Source organism: Huintestinicola butyrica, assembly GCF_025567215.1.
Lineage (GTDB): Bacteria > Bacillota > Clostridia > Oscillospirales > Ruminococcaceae > Huintestinicola > Huintestinicola butyrica.
In genome coordinates this window covers 1-15003 of the sequence record NZ_JAOQKB010000008.1, presented here as the reverse complement: position 1 = coordinate 15003, position 15003 = coordinate 1, and the positions used below count along the sequence as shown (strand labels likewise).

The 15003-nt window shown below is 49.1% G+C and carries 10 protein-coding genes; 3 read left to right on the top strand and 7 right to left on the bottom strand.

What is annotated here, in order from left to right; translation table 11 throughout:
- Window positions 1–2: 2 nt before the first annotated feature.
- On the bottom strand, window positions 3–1076 hold the full coding sequence (locus tag OCV68_RS09320) for an AI-2E family transporter (RefSeq protein ID WP_262572162.1): 1074 nt from the start codon (window positions 1074–1076) through the stop codon (window positions 3–5).
- Between the two features lie 236 nt (window positions 1077–1312).
- Here OCV68_RS09320 and OCV68_RS09315 point away from each other — a divergent pair, with 236 nt between their 5' ends.
- The 3 genes from OCV68_RS09315 to OCV68_RS09305 all read left to right on the top strand — a co-directional run bounded on the left by OCV68_RS09315 (window position 1313) and on the right by OCV68_RS09305 (window position 5383).
- Window positions 1313–3055: a DUF1653 domain-containing protein gene (locus OCV68_RS09315; protein ID WP_262572161.1), complete on the top strand. Its 1743-nt coding sequence runs from the start codon at window positions 1313–1315 to the stop codon at window positions 3053–3055.
- 61 nt (window positions 3056–3116) lie between these two features.
- On the top strand, window positions 3117–4313 hold the full coding sequence (locus OCV68_RS09310; protein ID WP_262572159.1) for a transglutaminase-like domain-containing protein: 1197 nt from the start codon (window positions 3117–3119) through the stop codon (window positions 4311–4313).
- 20 nt (window positions 4314–4333) lie between these two features.
- Entirely contained in the window at window positions 4334–5383 is a 1050-nt protein-coding gene (locus OCV68_RS09305; protein WP_262572157.1) for a type II secretion system F family protein, read from the top strand.
- 850 nt (window positions 5384–6233) lie between these two features.
- On the opposite strand, the gene OCV68_RS09300 is transcribed toward OCV68_RS09305, so the two are convergent.
- From OCV68_RS09300 to OCV68_RS09275, 6 genes are read right to left on the bottom strand one after another with little or no spacing between them, the layout of a single operon-like run.
- Complete coding sequence (locus tag OCV68_RS09300; protein WP_262572155.1) at window positions 6234–7466, bottom strand: transglutaminase domain-containing protein; 1233 nt, start codon at window positions 7464–7466, stop codon at window positions 6234–6236.
- 17 nt (window positions 7467–7483) lie between these two features.
- Window positions 7484–8974 (bottom strand): transglutaminase domain-containing protein, encoded by a 1491-nt coding sequence (locus OCV68_RS09295; RefSeq protein ID WP_262572153.1) that lies wholly within the window; start codon window positions 8972–8974, stop codon window positions 7484–7486.
- Window positions 8975–8979: 5 nt separating this feature from the next.
- Complete coding sequence (locus tag OCV68_RS09290) at window positions 8980–10161, bottom strand: transglutaminase domain-containing protein (RefSeq protein ID WP_022475243.1); 1182 nt, start codon at window positions 10159–10161, stop codon at window positions 8980–8982.
- 23 nt (window positions 10162–10184) lie between these two features.
- Window positions 10185–11531 carry a transglutaminase domain-containing protein gene (locus OCV68_RS09285; protein ID WP_262572151.1) on the bottom strand — a complete coding sequence of 449 codons (1347 nt, stop codon included), beginning with the start codon at window positions 11529–11531 and terminating at the stop codon, window positions 10185–10187.
- 38 nt (window positions 11532–11569) lie between these two features.
- A complete protein-coding gene (locus tag OCV68_RS09280; protein WP_262572150.1) occupies window positions 11570–13267 on the bottom strand; it encodes a transglutaminase domain-containing protein in 1698 nt (565 codons plus the stop codon).
- On the bottom strand, window positions 13236–14645 hold the full coding sequence (locus tag OCV68_RS09275; RefSeq protein ID WP_262572149.1) for a hemolysin family protein: 1410 nt from the start codon (window positions 14643–14645) through the stop codon (window positions 13236–13238). Before OCV68_RS09275 ends, OCV68_RS09280 begins: the two co-directional genes overlap by 32 nt.
- Window positions 14646–15003: the final 358 nt, after the last annotated feature.

Below are 15003 nucleotides of genomic sequence, written 5' to 3'. Positions count from 1 at the left end.
GGTTAAGCCTTTTCCTCAATGCTCTCCTTAACGAGCATATACACTGCCGAAAGCAGAGGGATACCAAGCATTATGCCTGCCGCACCGCCCAGCTCCGCCCCTGCGATTATGGCGATGAGTATGAGCACCGAGGGCATTCCCACGCTTTTTCCCACGACTTTGGGATAGATAAGGTTGTTTTCAAGCTGCTGGAGCACGATTATGAACACGATGAACCACAGTGCAGATGAGGGCTTTACCAGAAACAGCACCAGAGCTGAGGGTATCGCTCCGATAAACGCTCCTGCCACGGGGATAAGCGCCGTTACGCCGATTATCGTGCTTATGAGCAGGGGATATTCAAAGCCCAGCACCACCATTCCGCAGAAGCAGAGCGTTCCCAGCACCACTGCTTCCGTCAGCTGACCGCTGATGAAGTTCACCAGTGAGCAGTTGACGGCGGATATTACCCGGGCCGCTTTCCTGAAGCTTTCGGGGGACATTGCCGACCTTGCCCCGCTGCGGATAAAATCAAGTATATGCTCTTTTCCTGCAAGAAAATAGACGGAAAGCACCAGTCCCAGCAGCACATTTGCCGCACTTTTCAGGAAATCGGCAGTGGCGCTGAATGTTCTGCCGAAAAGGTCGGGGAGCTTGTCGGAGGCATAGTCCAGCAGCTTGTCGAGCCATGTTATGAGCCATGATGCTTCCTGAGAGCTGTCATACCGCAGCCGCAGGTCACGGTAATAGCCGTCAATGCTGCCTGCAAAAAGGGCGGCGCTGTCTATAAGGCGGGGAATGACTATCCACACCACCGCCGAGAACACCGCAGCTATCAGCAGATATACAAGGGTTATGGAAAGAAAACGCCCCCCATTGCCCTTTAACGGTTTTTTGAGCAGCCTGCCCAGCGCTTTTTCAAATGTGCATACGGCAGGGTCAATGACCGCCGCAAATATTATCCCCAGAACAACAGGCACTGCCGCTCCCCACAGCTTATGCCACAGCGACAACAGCAGCTCGGGCCGCAGCAGCAGGCACAGGGCAATGAACAGCAGCAGGCAGGGAAAAAAATACTTTTTTATATTCTGTTTCAAGGAGATCTCCTTTCATAGAATGTATTATCATAATTATTATATTTTCCCATATGCTGCCTTATAATCGCAGAAATGGGGATATGCGGTGACAAAATTTTTTTGACATTGTTGTGCATTATGCAGTTTGTATAAATATGCTATTGTCAAAATGACGATTGTGTGATATAATGTATAAGAATGAGAAAGGAGACGGGCTGTCTCCTTTCGAGCCTATATTTGAAAGGACTGATATTATCATGTCAAATTCTCCCGAATGGATCAAAAAGTCTGCTATTTATCACATCTACCCTCTGGGCTTCTGCGGCTGCGAGCGCACCCGTGACGAGTTCTCGGGCGAGGTACACAGGATAAAGAAGATAATAGAGTGGATACCCCACCTTAAGGCAATGAGCATAAATGCCGTTTATCTCGGCCCTGTTTTCGAGTCTGCGGCTCATGGCTATGATACCTCCGACTACACCAAGATAGATGCACGTCTGGGCACAAACGAGGATTTCACAGAAGTCTGCAAGGCTCTCCACGAAAACGGCATAAAGATAATCCTTGACGGCGTTTTCAACCACGTAGGAAGAGAGCATTTTGCTTTTAAGGACGTTAAGCTCAACCGTGAGCGTTCAAGATACTGCGGCTGGTTCTGCAACCTTAATTTCGGCGGCAACACCGCTTATAATGACGGCTTCTGGTACGAGGGATGGAACAACTGCTATGACCTGGTAAAGCTGAACCTGAGAAACAACGAGGTCGTTGAATATCTGCTGAACGCTGTCAAAATGTGGATAGAAACATGGGATATCGACGGTATTCGCTTTGATGCCGCAGATTGCCTTGACAATGACTTTATCAAGCGCATACATAGCTTTACAAGAAGCATGAAGCCCGATTTCTGGCTCATGGGCGAGATAATCCACGGCGACTACCGCCGCTGGGCAAATCCCGAAATGTTTGACTGCGTTACCAATTACCAGTGCTACAAGGGAATTTATTCCTCCCACAACGACCGCAACTACTTTGAGATCGCACATTCTATCGAGTATCAGCTTGGTCAGTACGGCAATATCTATATGTACAACTTTGTGGATAATCACGACGTTGCCCGTCTGGCAAGCAATCTGAGAGATTACGACAGGATATACTGCTGCTATACTCTGCTTTACACCATGTACGGCGTGCCCTCCGTTTATTACGGAAGTGAGTTCGGCATCAAGGGTGCAAAGGGCAATGGCGCAGATGCGGATATGGCTATCCGTCCCTGCCTTGAACTGGACGATATCCCCGGCAGAGATGATACCCTTTTCGAGCATATCTGCGAGCTGGGCGCTATCAGGAGCCAGTTCCCCGCACTACAGTCAGGCTCTTACAAGAAGCTGGAGCTGAAAAACCAGACCTTCCTTTATCAGCGTGAGCTGGACGGTCAGGTGGTCTATATCGGACTTAACATCAGCGACGGTGACTATACCTTTAACGTTGGCACTCACTATGCCCGTCTGGCAGACCGCCTTACAGGCAAGCACTACGATGTAAGCGGCGGCTGTGCAAGGGTAACTGTTCCCAAGAACCATTCCGTTATCCTTGTTGACGCAAATACTCCTGCTCCCGTAAAGGAAGAAGCTGCAAAGGCTGAGGAAGCAAAGCCCGCACCTGTTGAGATCCAGGCTCCCAAGGCTGAGGAAAAGCCTGTTGAACAGGTAAAGGCAGAGCCTGCGCCTGTAAAGGAGGAAGCTCCCAAGGGCACACCCTCCGCAGGAATACCCGAGGGCAGGAAAATCGTTATCGGCGGCCATTACAAGCATTTCAAGGGCGGCGACTATGTTGTTCTGAACGTGGCTCATGACCATGAGACCTATGAAGAGCAGGTAGTGTATATGCAGATATACGACAAGCCCAAGGTCTGGGTACGCCCCCTCAAAATGTTCCTTGAGGACGTAAATGACCACGGCAACATCAAGCCCAGATTTGAATTTATTGATAAGATGGAATAATACAAACAGGTGATACTGCATTTATGCAGTATCACTGCTTTTTAAAGGAGGCGCAGTCAATATGCAGGTAAAGAAAATTGCCGTGCTTGCGGCTGCGCTTCTTTTATGCTCATGCGGCGAAGCTGATAACAGCGATGTCTTATCGGAAGCAGCTTTAACTTCTGCAGAAACATCTGCCACGGAGATAATTGACGAAACTACCGCCCGTGAGATACTTACGGAGGAATATCCCGTTTCGGAAGAAAGCATATCGGAAAGTGAAATCATGTCGGAAATATCCTCTGAGATATCCGCAGAAATTTCCGAAGAGACTTCCGAAACATCAGAAACCACATTTCCGCCAGAAATGCAAACCACTGCCGAAAGCAGTGAAACTGCGGCATATGATATCCGCAGCGAGACTGTCACATTTTCCTCCGCCAAGACAAGCAGCGCAGAGGAGAAGCCTGTAAAAGTGACTGTTCCCAAAATTGCCACAGGCAACTTTACAGGGGCAAAAACCCTGGAAAATGACATTGCTTCCGTGGATATATCCGATGCCGCCAGCGGTGTTGTGCAGGTGAGCTACAAAGGCTCGTGCAGCAACGTTAAGGTTAGAATAACTATGGGGGATAATGTTTATGACTACGGACTTTCAGGCAGCGCAGTATATCCACTGCAGTCGGGCAGCGGCGAATATAACGTAAAGGTGCTGGAAAATATATCGGGCAAGACCTATGCCATTGCCCTTGACGAAAGCTTTTCGGCAGAGGTTTCCGATTTCAGCCCATATCTTCTGCCCTCCCAGTACATCAGCTTCAGCCAGTCGGATAACTGCGTTAAAAAGGCTGCGGAGCTTTGCGCAGGCTGTGACAGTGATGCTGAAAAGATCGCCGCCATATTTAAATATGTCACCGACAACATCTCGTATGATAAGCAGCTGGCGGCATCGGTAAAGAGCGGATATATCCCCGACCCCGACAGCACTCTTGCCAAGGGCACTGGCATCTGCTTTGACTATGCGTCCCTTTTTGCGGCGATGTGCCGCTCGCAGTCCATACCCACAAAGCTGGTCATGGGTTACGTTCAGGGAAATATGTACCACGCATGGAACGAGGTCTATACAAAGGAAACAGGCTGGGTCACGCTGGACTTGTTCATCGAGAAAAACAAGTGGAATCTGCTTGACCCCACATTCTACGCCAGCGCCGACAACAAGAGCGATGCAGCTGAATATATGTCCGACAAGGACGGCTATTCCGCTGTTTACTATTACTGATATGCGAAAGGGGGAATAATATGTCAAAAAAAATACGTCCGCTGACTGCCGATGAGGTGTCATACTTTTGCTATCAGGCGGCGGTGATACTGGATTCGGGCGTTCCCATATATGACGGGCTTACCGTTATCACATCGGAGATGAAGGACAGCTCTCCCGAGGCAATAGAGCTGCTCAAGGCGGTGACAAATTCCCTTTCAATGGAAAGGCCCTTTTATGCCGCTCTTGAAGAAACGGGAGCATTTCCACGCTACTGCATAAAGGCGGTCATGGCAGGGGAAATGTCTGGCAAGCTGGACGAGGCGCTGAAAGAACTGTCCGAATATTACGAGCGTGAAGCTCAGCTGGGAGAGAAAATGCGCAGTGCAGTGGTCTCGCCCCTTATAATGCTGGCAGTGACGGCAGTTGTCATTGCGGTGCTTACCCTTAAAGTGCTGCCAATGTTTGCACAGATATTCTCCGACTTTGACCCTGAGATATACCGTGTTATCGGCAGGAGCGTAAGGATATCATCGGCGGCAGGCACAGTGATGCTTATTATATGTGCGGTGCTTTTGCTTGCGGCGGGAGTGATGTTCATTATCTGGAAAGCGAAAAAGGAAAGCTTTTCATCGGGCTTTATCTCAATGATGCCATTTACCAAAACTGCCTCACGGACCATAGCATCGGCGCAGTTCGCAAACGCCATCAGCATGATGATAAACAGCGGCATTGCCCCTGCGGAGGCACTTTGCAGCGTAAAGGGGATATCATCGGACAAGTGGGTGAACGAGCAGATAGAAAAATGCGCAGAGCTGTTAATGAATGACGTTCCGTTTTCGGACGCATTGGAGCAGACGGAGCTGCTGCCTGTATTTTATTCACGGACACTGCGGATATCATACGGCTCAGGCTCTTTTGACTCAGCATGGCAGAAAATAAGCGCCCGACTTACGGAAGAAGCGGACGCACGAATCAATAGGATCATCAACTCGGCAGAGCCTATATTGACGGTGATACTCACCGCAGCGGCGGGTATCATGATGCTTACGGTTCTGATACCTATGATGAATATAATGTCGAATATATAAAGATCGCTCTCTGGATTTACGTTTCAGGGAGCGATTTTTCAGGTGTGGGGCAAATAAGAAAAGCCGCACAAATGAGAGCATGGTAAAGGGTTTAGGGGGTCAACTGAGGGCAGAGCCTCCTTGTTGTCCTCCGCAGAGGACGACATCCGTTTGCGAGCGGAATAAATGATTAAACCGTCAGCAGATAGATAAATAATCCCCAAAGCCGCCTGCACCGAAAATTCAAAATTAAGCAGAGTAAAAGTTTCATTTCAAATAAATCTGGAACTGTTTGATGCAGGCGGCTTGAAATTGCGTTTCAGTTTCCGTCGTAAGGCGCAGGTACGGTCAAATACACTTTCCATTTTTATAAATTCCGTACCGAATGCAAAGGAGACACCACCAGGGGGAAGAGGAAACTAAAGCAAGGGCAAAAAACGGCGTTCCCCTTCCCCTGATGGTTTCTCCTCTGCACTCCTCTTCCTTACACCCCTATTCCCTACCGTTTTTTATCCCCCTACATTTTGCTTGCCGCCGGAGACCGAACCCCTTTCGTTTATTTGCACTCTTTTCTATAGCTATGTTTATGGGTTTGGGCTTCGCTCCGTTTTTTTATCTGGCGTTCTTTAGCTAATTAGTGAGCAAATTTGTAAGAATGTGCATTAAATTGCGTCACCAACTTGATTATTTTGTCCGCCATCAAACGGATTTAGCAGGTAAACGTAGTTTACCTCTGCGGAGGACGACCAGATGGCTCCGTCCCCAGTTGACCTTTGCCTTGCTCTCATTTGTGCTGCTTTTTTAATTTGTGCGCTTTTCTTACTTTTCTCATAAGATTATAAAAAAGCGCTCTATGAGACCCATAGAGCGCTTATTCCAATACAAATATGATTATCCGATAAGCCTTGTAATAGTCAATATAGCTTATCTGCCCCTTGAAATTAAGGGAGCGGACTATCCTGTCAATGTCCGTCACGCCCTCGCTGTCGGGCTTTATCAGGTCGGAGGTGGTTTGCAGATACAGATTTGAGGAGTCAAGCTTTATCATGAAATACTTTTCTCCCGAATCTATGCAGCGGCGGCAGGACTGCTCTATTATCTTCAGCGCCTGATCGTAGGTCTCGGCATACTTGTTTTCCACGTTGAAGTAGTACATATCGGAGCTGTCCGCCACAGGCGGGTCGCAGAGCATATTGCTTATGATGCGGTTGTTTTCCATTATCGAGTCTTCCGAGAGGAAATACTGGTACAGCACCATGTCGGGATATCTTTCCGACAGCGCCGCCGAGGGCTTGTCCCAGCCCACGTCTATGTGATACCACTTGCCCTCCAGCTTTACCATGTTCCACATATGGTCAACGTCCGTATAGCCTGTGACTATCATATTTTCTATCCCTGCCAGATTGCACAAGTAGGAGAACGCCTTTGCATATCCCTCGCAGAGGGCTTTTTTATTTACAAGAGCGCCATAGATAGAATCGGCAGTGGGGTCATCGGTGGAGCTTTCCACGTTGAGCACAAGGTAATCGTGGAAAATTTTCAGCTTTTCATAATCGGACATGGACGGGTCGGTGAGGGTCATTATCTCCTTTGCCGCCTTTTCCGTTTCCATAAGCATGATGTTTACTTCTTTTATGCTGTACTTATACGAGAAGTTCATCTCATAGGTCTGCACCGTGCTGTCAAAATCCCCTGCGTAGCGGTTCTGGAGATAGAATAGCATCAGCTGTTCGCAGCGGACTGTTTCCAGCACCTTAACGTAGTCCTCGGTGCTTATGGTCAGGGGGACGTAGGATTTGGTGCGGAAATTCTGCATGGTATCCACCACGTCATCGTAAACGTCCTGCATACGCTTGTCGTAATCGAGGGAAGCGTATTTTGTGACCATGTGTTCGGGAATATACAGCTTCGTATCGGAAACATCGGCGTAGATATCCTCGGTCTCGGTGGGAGCTTCCGTGGTCACAGCGGTTCCGCCTGAGATGATAGTGTAGCTCACGTCACCTGTGTTGGGGACTTCTTCCCGGGAGCAGGCAGACAGAACAATGGCAATGCCCGCTGCCAGTATCAGCTTTATTCTGTTGTAGATACCGCTGCTTTGCATCTCGGGAGCCTCCGTGGTCAATCAAGGTAATCAAGGAATATTTTTACGGTGAGGGTATTTTCGTTGCTGTTGTGGTAAACGGATTCGGTGTTGAAAAGCCTTGCAGCCTGCTTCTTTGCCGCTTCCAGAACAGTTATGACGTTGCCCTGCGCATTGCTGAAAAGGGCTGAGGTTATTTCGTCAAATGCTTCGCTGTCTGCGCACATGAACTGAACTGTTGAGCTGCCGTTTTCTGCGGCTTTGAGGGCTTCACGGGTGATTATTGCCTTGGCTTCCTCCGTATCGGCGGCAACAAGGTCATTGTAGCTGTAATACTGATATTTTGTGCCGTTTGCGGCGGGAACTTCATACTCATAGTCATCTACCTGACGAAGCTCTCTTATGCGCTCGTCGGTAAGTCCGAAATAATCATAGCGCACCGAGTCGGGATTGCGTGATCTGTCGGGGTCATCCCAGGTAAGGTCGATGTGATAATAATCGCCGCCCATCTCCACGATGTTCCACATATGCGGCTCGTTGGCAACGCCCAGCACCACCAGCGTTTTTATGCCTGCACGGTGGCACAGATAGGTAAATGTCTGGGAATACGCCTGGCAAAGGGCTTCCTTATCCACAAGGCAGCCATAAATGGTGTTGGGATTTTCAGCCTCGCCCGAATATTTGCAGGAGATTATAACAGAGTCGTGGAAAAGCTTTACTATCTCATAATCGCTCATGTCGGGGGTTATTTGGGAAAGTATCTTTTCAGCTTCCTCCTCGATCTCCGCTTTCATGTCGGCGATAACATCGGCGTCATAATTGTAGAGCAGGCGCATCTGGGTCACAAAGCCTGTGGTCTTGTCCTGTGTGTATTCGATGGTGGGAGAGATGTAGAAAAGCCTGTATTCATCGTTGTAGATAAGCTGATAAATGCTGAAAAGGTCATCGAAGGTTACTTCGTCGTAATAGCTGAACTTTATGCTGCTTTCGCAGTCAAGCAGGGCTGTTACAAGCTCGTCGTATATTTTCTGATGCCTGTCGTTCAGGGTGTAATAGCTGTAGGGGTGGTCGATGGTCTTTCTGTCTGTGTAGGGGCTTTTTTCGCCGTTTGCGGGGAAATATACGGGATTGCCCGCAGCGGAAAAGGCTATGGCTGAGCTTGACCAGTCCATATCTTTTTCCGTTGATTCTTCCGAAACGGTCTCCGATTCAACGGCGATGCTTACAGTGGTAGTTTCAGATGTTTCTTCCTGAGCTTCGCTTTCCGAAACTGTTGTTTCGGGTGTTTCGTTAGCGGCAGTGCTTTCCGGCACAGTGGTCTCTGCCACAGTCTCGGTACTATCGGAAACAGCGGTCTCCTGCGGCTTTTCACTGACTGTTGTTGCAGTTGTTACAGATGTTTCCGCCTGAGTTTCGGTTACGGTATCGGTGGGAAGCGGAGTGTTATCGTTTGTGTCGCAGCCGCCCAGCATCGTTGCCGCCATAAGTGCAGCGGCTATGACAGCGGCATTTCTTTTTCTTTTTATCATTGCATTTACCTTGTATCTTCGCAGATCATCGTTATATGGATTATCAGCAGGCTGTCATTGCAGTAGCGGACGTACTTGTTGGTCATCACCGTTTTGCCGGCAGGCTTATCTGCCCGGCTGTCCGCATATTCCAGTACCTGCCGTATCTTTTTTCTGTCAAAAAGTGCTGTCTTGGCGGAATAATACGCTTTTTCATCGGCAAATCTTATTTCCGCATCGGTAAGCCCTGCTGAAATTGCATCTGCCGCAGCTGATGACAGCAGTGCTATGCCGCTGTCGGCAGAATCTGCATACAGTCCCTCACGCCTGAAATAGTTGTTGTCGGAACTGCATTCCGGATATGAAAAGTACGTATTGTCGGGGAAATGGGTAATGCCCTCAATATCCTTGTCGCTTACCAGAAAATAGTAGTGACGGATAAAATTTTCGTCGGGCGGGTCGAGTATGGGGTCGTCCCATGTGCAGTCAACGTTGTACCACTCTCCATCCAGCATTACCTTGTTCCATGCGTGGGAAGCGCCGTCCGAGCCTGTTCCCGTTACGGTGACGCAGGGGATATCCGACTTTTGGCAAAGGAGATTGAATGCTGCTGCATAGCCCTCGCACATGGAATATCCGCCGCAGAGAGCGCCGTACAGGGTGGTATCCGTATTTTCATCATCGGAAAAGGTGCAGTTCAGGACAATGTAGTCATGAAAGGCTTTCAGCTTTTCGTAGTCAGATGTGCTTTCATCAAAGACTGAGGAAATTTCCCACGATGTTTTACCGATATCCGCCTGCATCTGATGAGTGGTCTCCTCGTCATACCGATAGGTGAGCCGCAGAGTGTCGCTGTCACTGTCGGGGCGGTAGAACTTACTGGTGAGCCAGAAGATATTCTCCTGATAATACACTGCCAGGAACAGCTTTTTCAGCGTTTCGGGCGGGAGCTTTTCGGGGAACACCGCCTGAGGCTGAAAATTCTCCGCTGCATTTTGCAGGATATCATACATCTGCTGCTCCTTTGGTGAAAGTGAGCTGTAGTAGATATACCGCCGGTCATTGCCCGTAATAGCAGACAGGCTGCCCGCAGAAGTAACGGTCTCGGACAATGAATAGTCCTCGTTAATTCTTGAGCAGCCTGACAGATTCGGGAGCGTCAGCACAAACAGCAGTGCGCCGATAACAATTCGTTGGTGTGTTTTCATGCCGTCTCCGTAATTTTCAGCTATCAGAAGCTCAGGTCAAGCTCGATCACCAGTGTGTTGGGGTCGCAGTTGGAGGAAACGGATGTTACCGCAGAGTTTTCGCTCTTTATCCATGAAGCGTAATCCTTCAGGTTCTTGGTAACAGCGTCATATACAGCCTGGCTTGTGACTCTTATCTCAACAGCTCTTGTGTTGCTTGCAGCGCATTCCTTAAGCTTTGCTCTGAGAGCGGTGTCTGCGGAAGCTTCATCTGAATAGAGCTGCTTTGTTACCTTAAAGTAGTTCATATCGTCAGATGTGCAGGCAGGAGGAGTGAAATAAGTCACCTGAGTTCCTGTGGTCTTCTTGTTTACATTGAAGTGGGACTTGTTGTGTATCCACTCGTCGGGAACGAGGAAGTATCTGTATCTGATATTGGTCTTGACAACGTTGGAGAGAATGGGGTCGTCCCAGGTGGTGTCCAGGTTGTACCACTTGCCGTCAACCTTTACAACGTTCCATGCGTGGGAGTCTCCAGACTCGTTTGTGCCTACAACAACGGTGCTCTCGATGCCTGTAAGGTCGCAGAGGTACTGAATGCACTTTGCGTAGCCCTCGCACTGTATCTCACCGTTTACAAAGCCGCCGTAGATGGTCTGGTTGTATCCCGACTCCTTGACGAAGTTGTTGTTGAGTGCGATGTAATCGTGGAATACCTTGAGCTTTTCGTAATCGGACTTGCCGTCAGCCTCTGCAAGTATCTTGCCGACTGTGGCGTCGATCTCCTTCTGCATGGAAGCGATAAGCTCGGGGTCTATCTCCCAGTACCAGAGCTTGCCCTTTGATACCTTCTTGGAGGAGAGCCAGAAAAGCTGAGGCTCCTGCATATATACGCAGCCGTAAACCTTTATCCACATTTCATCGGTAACGCTGTCGTCAACTCTCAGGCTTGTTCTGATGGAGTTTGCAGCTTCGAGTATCTGCTTGTAAAGCTCCTTTTCGGCATCGTTCAGCTGATTATAGCCGTAGCGGGTAGTGCAGTCAACGTTGTACTCCTTGAGAATGGGAGCCTTGGTGGTGACTGTACCGCCGCCGTTCTGGATCATGTTGATGATCTCTTCGTGGTTGGGAGGGAGAGTGGTCTCCTGATTTTCGGCGTCCTCGGGAGGAACATCGCCGGGCTGTGTCTCAACGCCCAGCTGAGCTGCGGGGTCGGAGAAACCGCCCTCGGCTGTGGTCACTTCCTCGCCGCTGGGAGCAGTGGTGCCGTTTTCGATAACGTTGACGGAGGTCTGCGCCTGAGCATCGTCCTCAGTCTTGCTGCCGCAGCCTGTGAATACGGAAGCTGCCATGAGTACAGCTGCTGCAAATGCCATTATTCTTTTATTCATTCTGAAATTACCTTCCTTTTTATTGTTCTTTTTCTCTTTTAATATACCAGGTCATAGTGTACAACGTAAACGCCGCCTGTGAAGGAGCTCTGTCTCATAAGCTTTGTAACGTTGGAGTGGTTTTTCTTTGCGTACTTCTGGAATGTTCTGAAGTAATCGTCGCTCATAAGTGTGTCATAGATGGACTTGTCGGTAACTCTTATTTCGGCAACGTTCTTGCCGTTGGCTGCTGCATCGTCAATAGCTGCGTACATTGCGGACTCAGCCTCGGACTTGGTGCTGTAGAGCTTGTTGTAAGCTGCAAAGTAGTTGCATGCTTCCTTGGTGCAGGCAGGAGGGTCAAAAAGGTGGATCTTGTTGCCGTTTCCTCTTACCATGGTATTTACATTGTAGTGGGTGATGTTATGTATCCAAGCATCGGGAACGAGGAAGAACTCGTACTGAACGTAGCTGGAATCAAAGTGGTTGATGGGGTCGCCCCATGTAGCGTCCAGGTTGTAGTAGCCGTTCTCGCAGTAAACAACGTTCCATGCGTGGGAGTTGTCGTTCTTGTCGGTTCCCACTACAACTGTGCTTTCAATGCCTGCCAGGTCGCAGAGGTACTGTATGCTCTTTGCATAGCCTGCGCACTGGAGAGCGCCGTTGCCGGTAAGGCCGTTGTAGATGGAGCAGTTGTATCCCGAATCGGACTTGCTGAACTCGTTCTTGAGGACGATTGAATCATAGAATACCTTGAGCTTGGAAACTGTTCCGCTGTAGTTGTTTGCCTTGGAGATGATGCTTGCAGCTGCGGAATCGATCTCCTTCTGCATTGCCTTTATCTCGTTCTTGTCGGAGGTCTTGAAGGAGATGATTGCGCTTGATGTGCCTGCGGAAAGGCTTCCGCCCATCCAGAAGAGCTGAGGCTCATTGTTGTAAACGATGGTATATACTCTTACAACATCATCGGTGGTAAGACCGGAGGGAACGTCAACGACGCTGCTCAGGCTCTTTACGGAAGAAATGATGTTGTTATAGAGCTTCTGCTCGGTAGCATTGAGCTGCTTATAAGCGTATCTGGAGGAGGACTTTACCTTGTAGTTTGCATCATCAAGATCGCCGCCGGCGTTGAAGTTCTCGGAAGAACCGCTGTCAGAAGAGCTGTCGGAACCGGAGTTTCCGCTGTCGGACTTTGTGGTCTCTGCGGGAGCCTCGGTGGTAGCTGCTGTGGTAACAACAGGCTTTGTATCGGAAAGATAGTCGGAGTGGATAAATCCGCCCTCGGCAAGCTTATAGTATTCGGTGTCGGTGATGGCTACGACCTCAACGGTGTCACCTGCGTAATGCTGGGAGATAGGTGTGGAGCCGATTATTGCCTTTTCTCTGGAGTAGCAGTTTTCGGTAACGTACATTGTGGCGGACATCTCGGTCTCGCTCCAAGTCTGTGCACTGGTCTCGGAGGTCTCTGCTGCGGAGGTCTCGGCGGGAGTGGTCTCTGTGGGAGCGGTGGTCTCCTCAGTCTCCTCTGTGGTCACTTCTGTGGTAGTGGTGGCTTCGGTGGTAGTCTCGGTGGGAACGGTAGTTACCTCGGGAACGTCTGTTTCCTCGGTCTCGGCGGTGGTTATGCTTACCTCATCGAGAGAGGGGAGCTTGCCTGTATCCTCACTGGTTTTCTGGCAGCCTGTAGCCAGCACGGAAAGAGACATTACGAATGCCATTACCGCACTAATCTTTCTGCTCTTTGCTGATCTCATCATTTTTTTCTATCTCCTTTTCTTCTTTATTTATTACCGCTTTTATTCTGACGATTCTCATATCTTCCGCCAGAAGCACTGTAAAGGTGATGTTTTTGTAGATGACAGAGGGGGTCTCGCCGTCCTCGGGGATACGACCCAGCAGGTCGGTGATAAATCCGCTCATTGTGTCGTATTCGCTGTCATCGGGCAGGGGAGCGCCCAGAGTTTCCATAACGTCGGCAGCGTCAGCGGTGCCGCTTATGGTATAGGTATTGTCGGATATTTTGGTTATCTCCTCAGCCTCATTGTCGTACTCGTCCTGGATATTGCCCACAATGGACTCGACCAAGTCCTCCATGGTGACAAGACCTGCAGTGCCGCCGTATTCGTCAACGGCAACAGCCATCTGGAGCTTTTTGGCGGTGAAGCGCTTGAACAGCTCGCCGCACATACAGCTTTCGGGAACGAAAGCCGCATCTCTCAGAAAGCTTTTCAGTGTCATGCTTTCAGATGAATGAGTACCTATAAGGCACAGAAGATCCTTGACGTATATCACGCCTTCTATGTGATCTATATTGTCTCTATAGACGGGAATGCGTGAAAAGCCGCTGTTTATGGCTGTATATACCGCTTCCGATATCTCGGCATCTATATCCACCGCAACGATATCCGTTCTGTGGGTCATAACATCGCTGACCGACAGCTCATGAAACTCAAAAACGTTGTTTATCATCTCACGCTCGGAGGACTCGATAGAGCCTGTTTCATTGCCTGCGTCCACCATAAGGCGTATTTCTTCCTCGGTAACTGCGTCAGCGTCCTCGGAGGGGTTGCCGGATGCGGCAGCCGCTATTCTGGCTGCAAGGCTGCTTATCAGGGTAAAGGGCTTCATCAGCACATATATGAGCTTAACGGCAGGAGTGCAGCGGACTGCAAAGCTGTCGGGATCCTTGATAAGCTTCTTAGGAACGCTTCCGCCAAGAACTTCGGCGGCAAGCACCGTGCAGAAGATTATAAGCAGCTCGGTGATGATGAATGCGGGGAGAGACATTCCCTCAGCAGGGAAAAGACCTGCAAAGCAGCTGTAAAACGGTGCAAAAAGTGTCCATTCGGCAGCTATGGTGAGAACTGCTGCATTAAGTATGCGGTGTGCGGAGAAAGCGGAGATAAGCTCGCTTGGGTGAGAAAGGAGCCTGTAAAGCAGACCCTTGCCGCCCTTTTCGTTTTCAAAGCTTTTTACCTTTCCGTCGCTTATCTCGGTGCAGGCGGTTTCACAGCAGGTGAAGAACGCCCTTATAAGAATAAGCACAATGCAGATGATGATACCTGCGGTAAGACTGCTGCCATTGGCAGTGCTGTTCACAACAGCGGATATAATATTACACCCGTCAGAATCCATAACCGACTTCCTTTCAGAACACGGCTGTACACCAGCCGATGATAATACACTGTAAATTATACAACAAAACTTTTTTCCTGTCAACGTGACAATAAGATAATCTCTGTAAATTATAAAAGCACCGATATGGTGAAAATGCCCGAAAATACGTTGTTTTGCAAACAGGCGTTATAAGTGTAACTATTTGTAATCAAATTTTGTCCGAATTGAAACGGAAAATCCCGACAGGTGTGCTGTCGGGATTTGGCATATATCACATTTATATAGGATAGATTTACAATATAAGTGCAACACATGGAAAAAATAATGACACATAAAGCAACTCGTGTTATAATGGGAGTAACCACACAACCATAAA

Coding starts and splice junctions, on each gene's coding strand:
- OCV68_RS09300 (WP_262572155.1), bottom strand. CDS start 7,466: ATGCAAAGCAGCGGTATCTACAACAGAATAAAGCTGATACTGGCAGCG.
- OCV68_RS09290 (WP_022475243.1), bottom strand. CDS start 10,161: ATGAAAACACACCAACGAATTGTTATCGGCGCACTGCTGTTTGTGCTG.
- OCV68_RS09285 (WP_262572151.1), bottom strand. CDS start 11,531: ATGAATAAAAGAATAATGGCATTTGCAGCAGCTGTACTCATGGCAGCT.
- OCV68_RS09315 (WP_262572161.1), top strand. CDS start 1,313: ATGTCAAATTCTCCCGAATGGATCAAAAAGTCTGCTATTTATCACATC.
- OCV68_RS09280 (WP_262572150.1), bottom strand. CDS start 13,267: ATGATGAGATCAGCAAAGAGCAGAAAGATTAGTGCGGTAATGGCATTC.
- OCV68_RS09305 (WP_262572157.1), top strand. CDS start 4,334: ATGTCAAAAAAAATACGTCCGCTGACTGCCGATGAGGTGTCATACTTT.
- OCV68_RS09275 (WP_262572149.1), bottom strand. CDS start 14,645: ATGGATTCTGACGGGTGTAATATTATATCCGCTGTTGTGAACAGCACT.
- OCV68_RS09295 (WP_262572153.1), bottom strand. CDS start 8,974: ATGATAAAAAGAAAAAGAAATGCCGCTGTCATAGCCGCTGCACTTATG.
- OCV68_RS09310 (WP_262572159.1), top strand. CDS start 3,117: ATGCAGGTAAAGAAAATTGCCGTGCTTGCGGCTGCGCTTCTTTTATGC.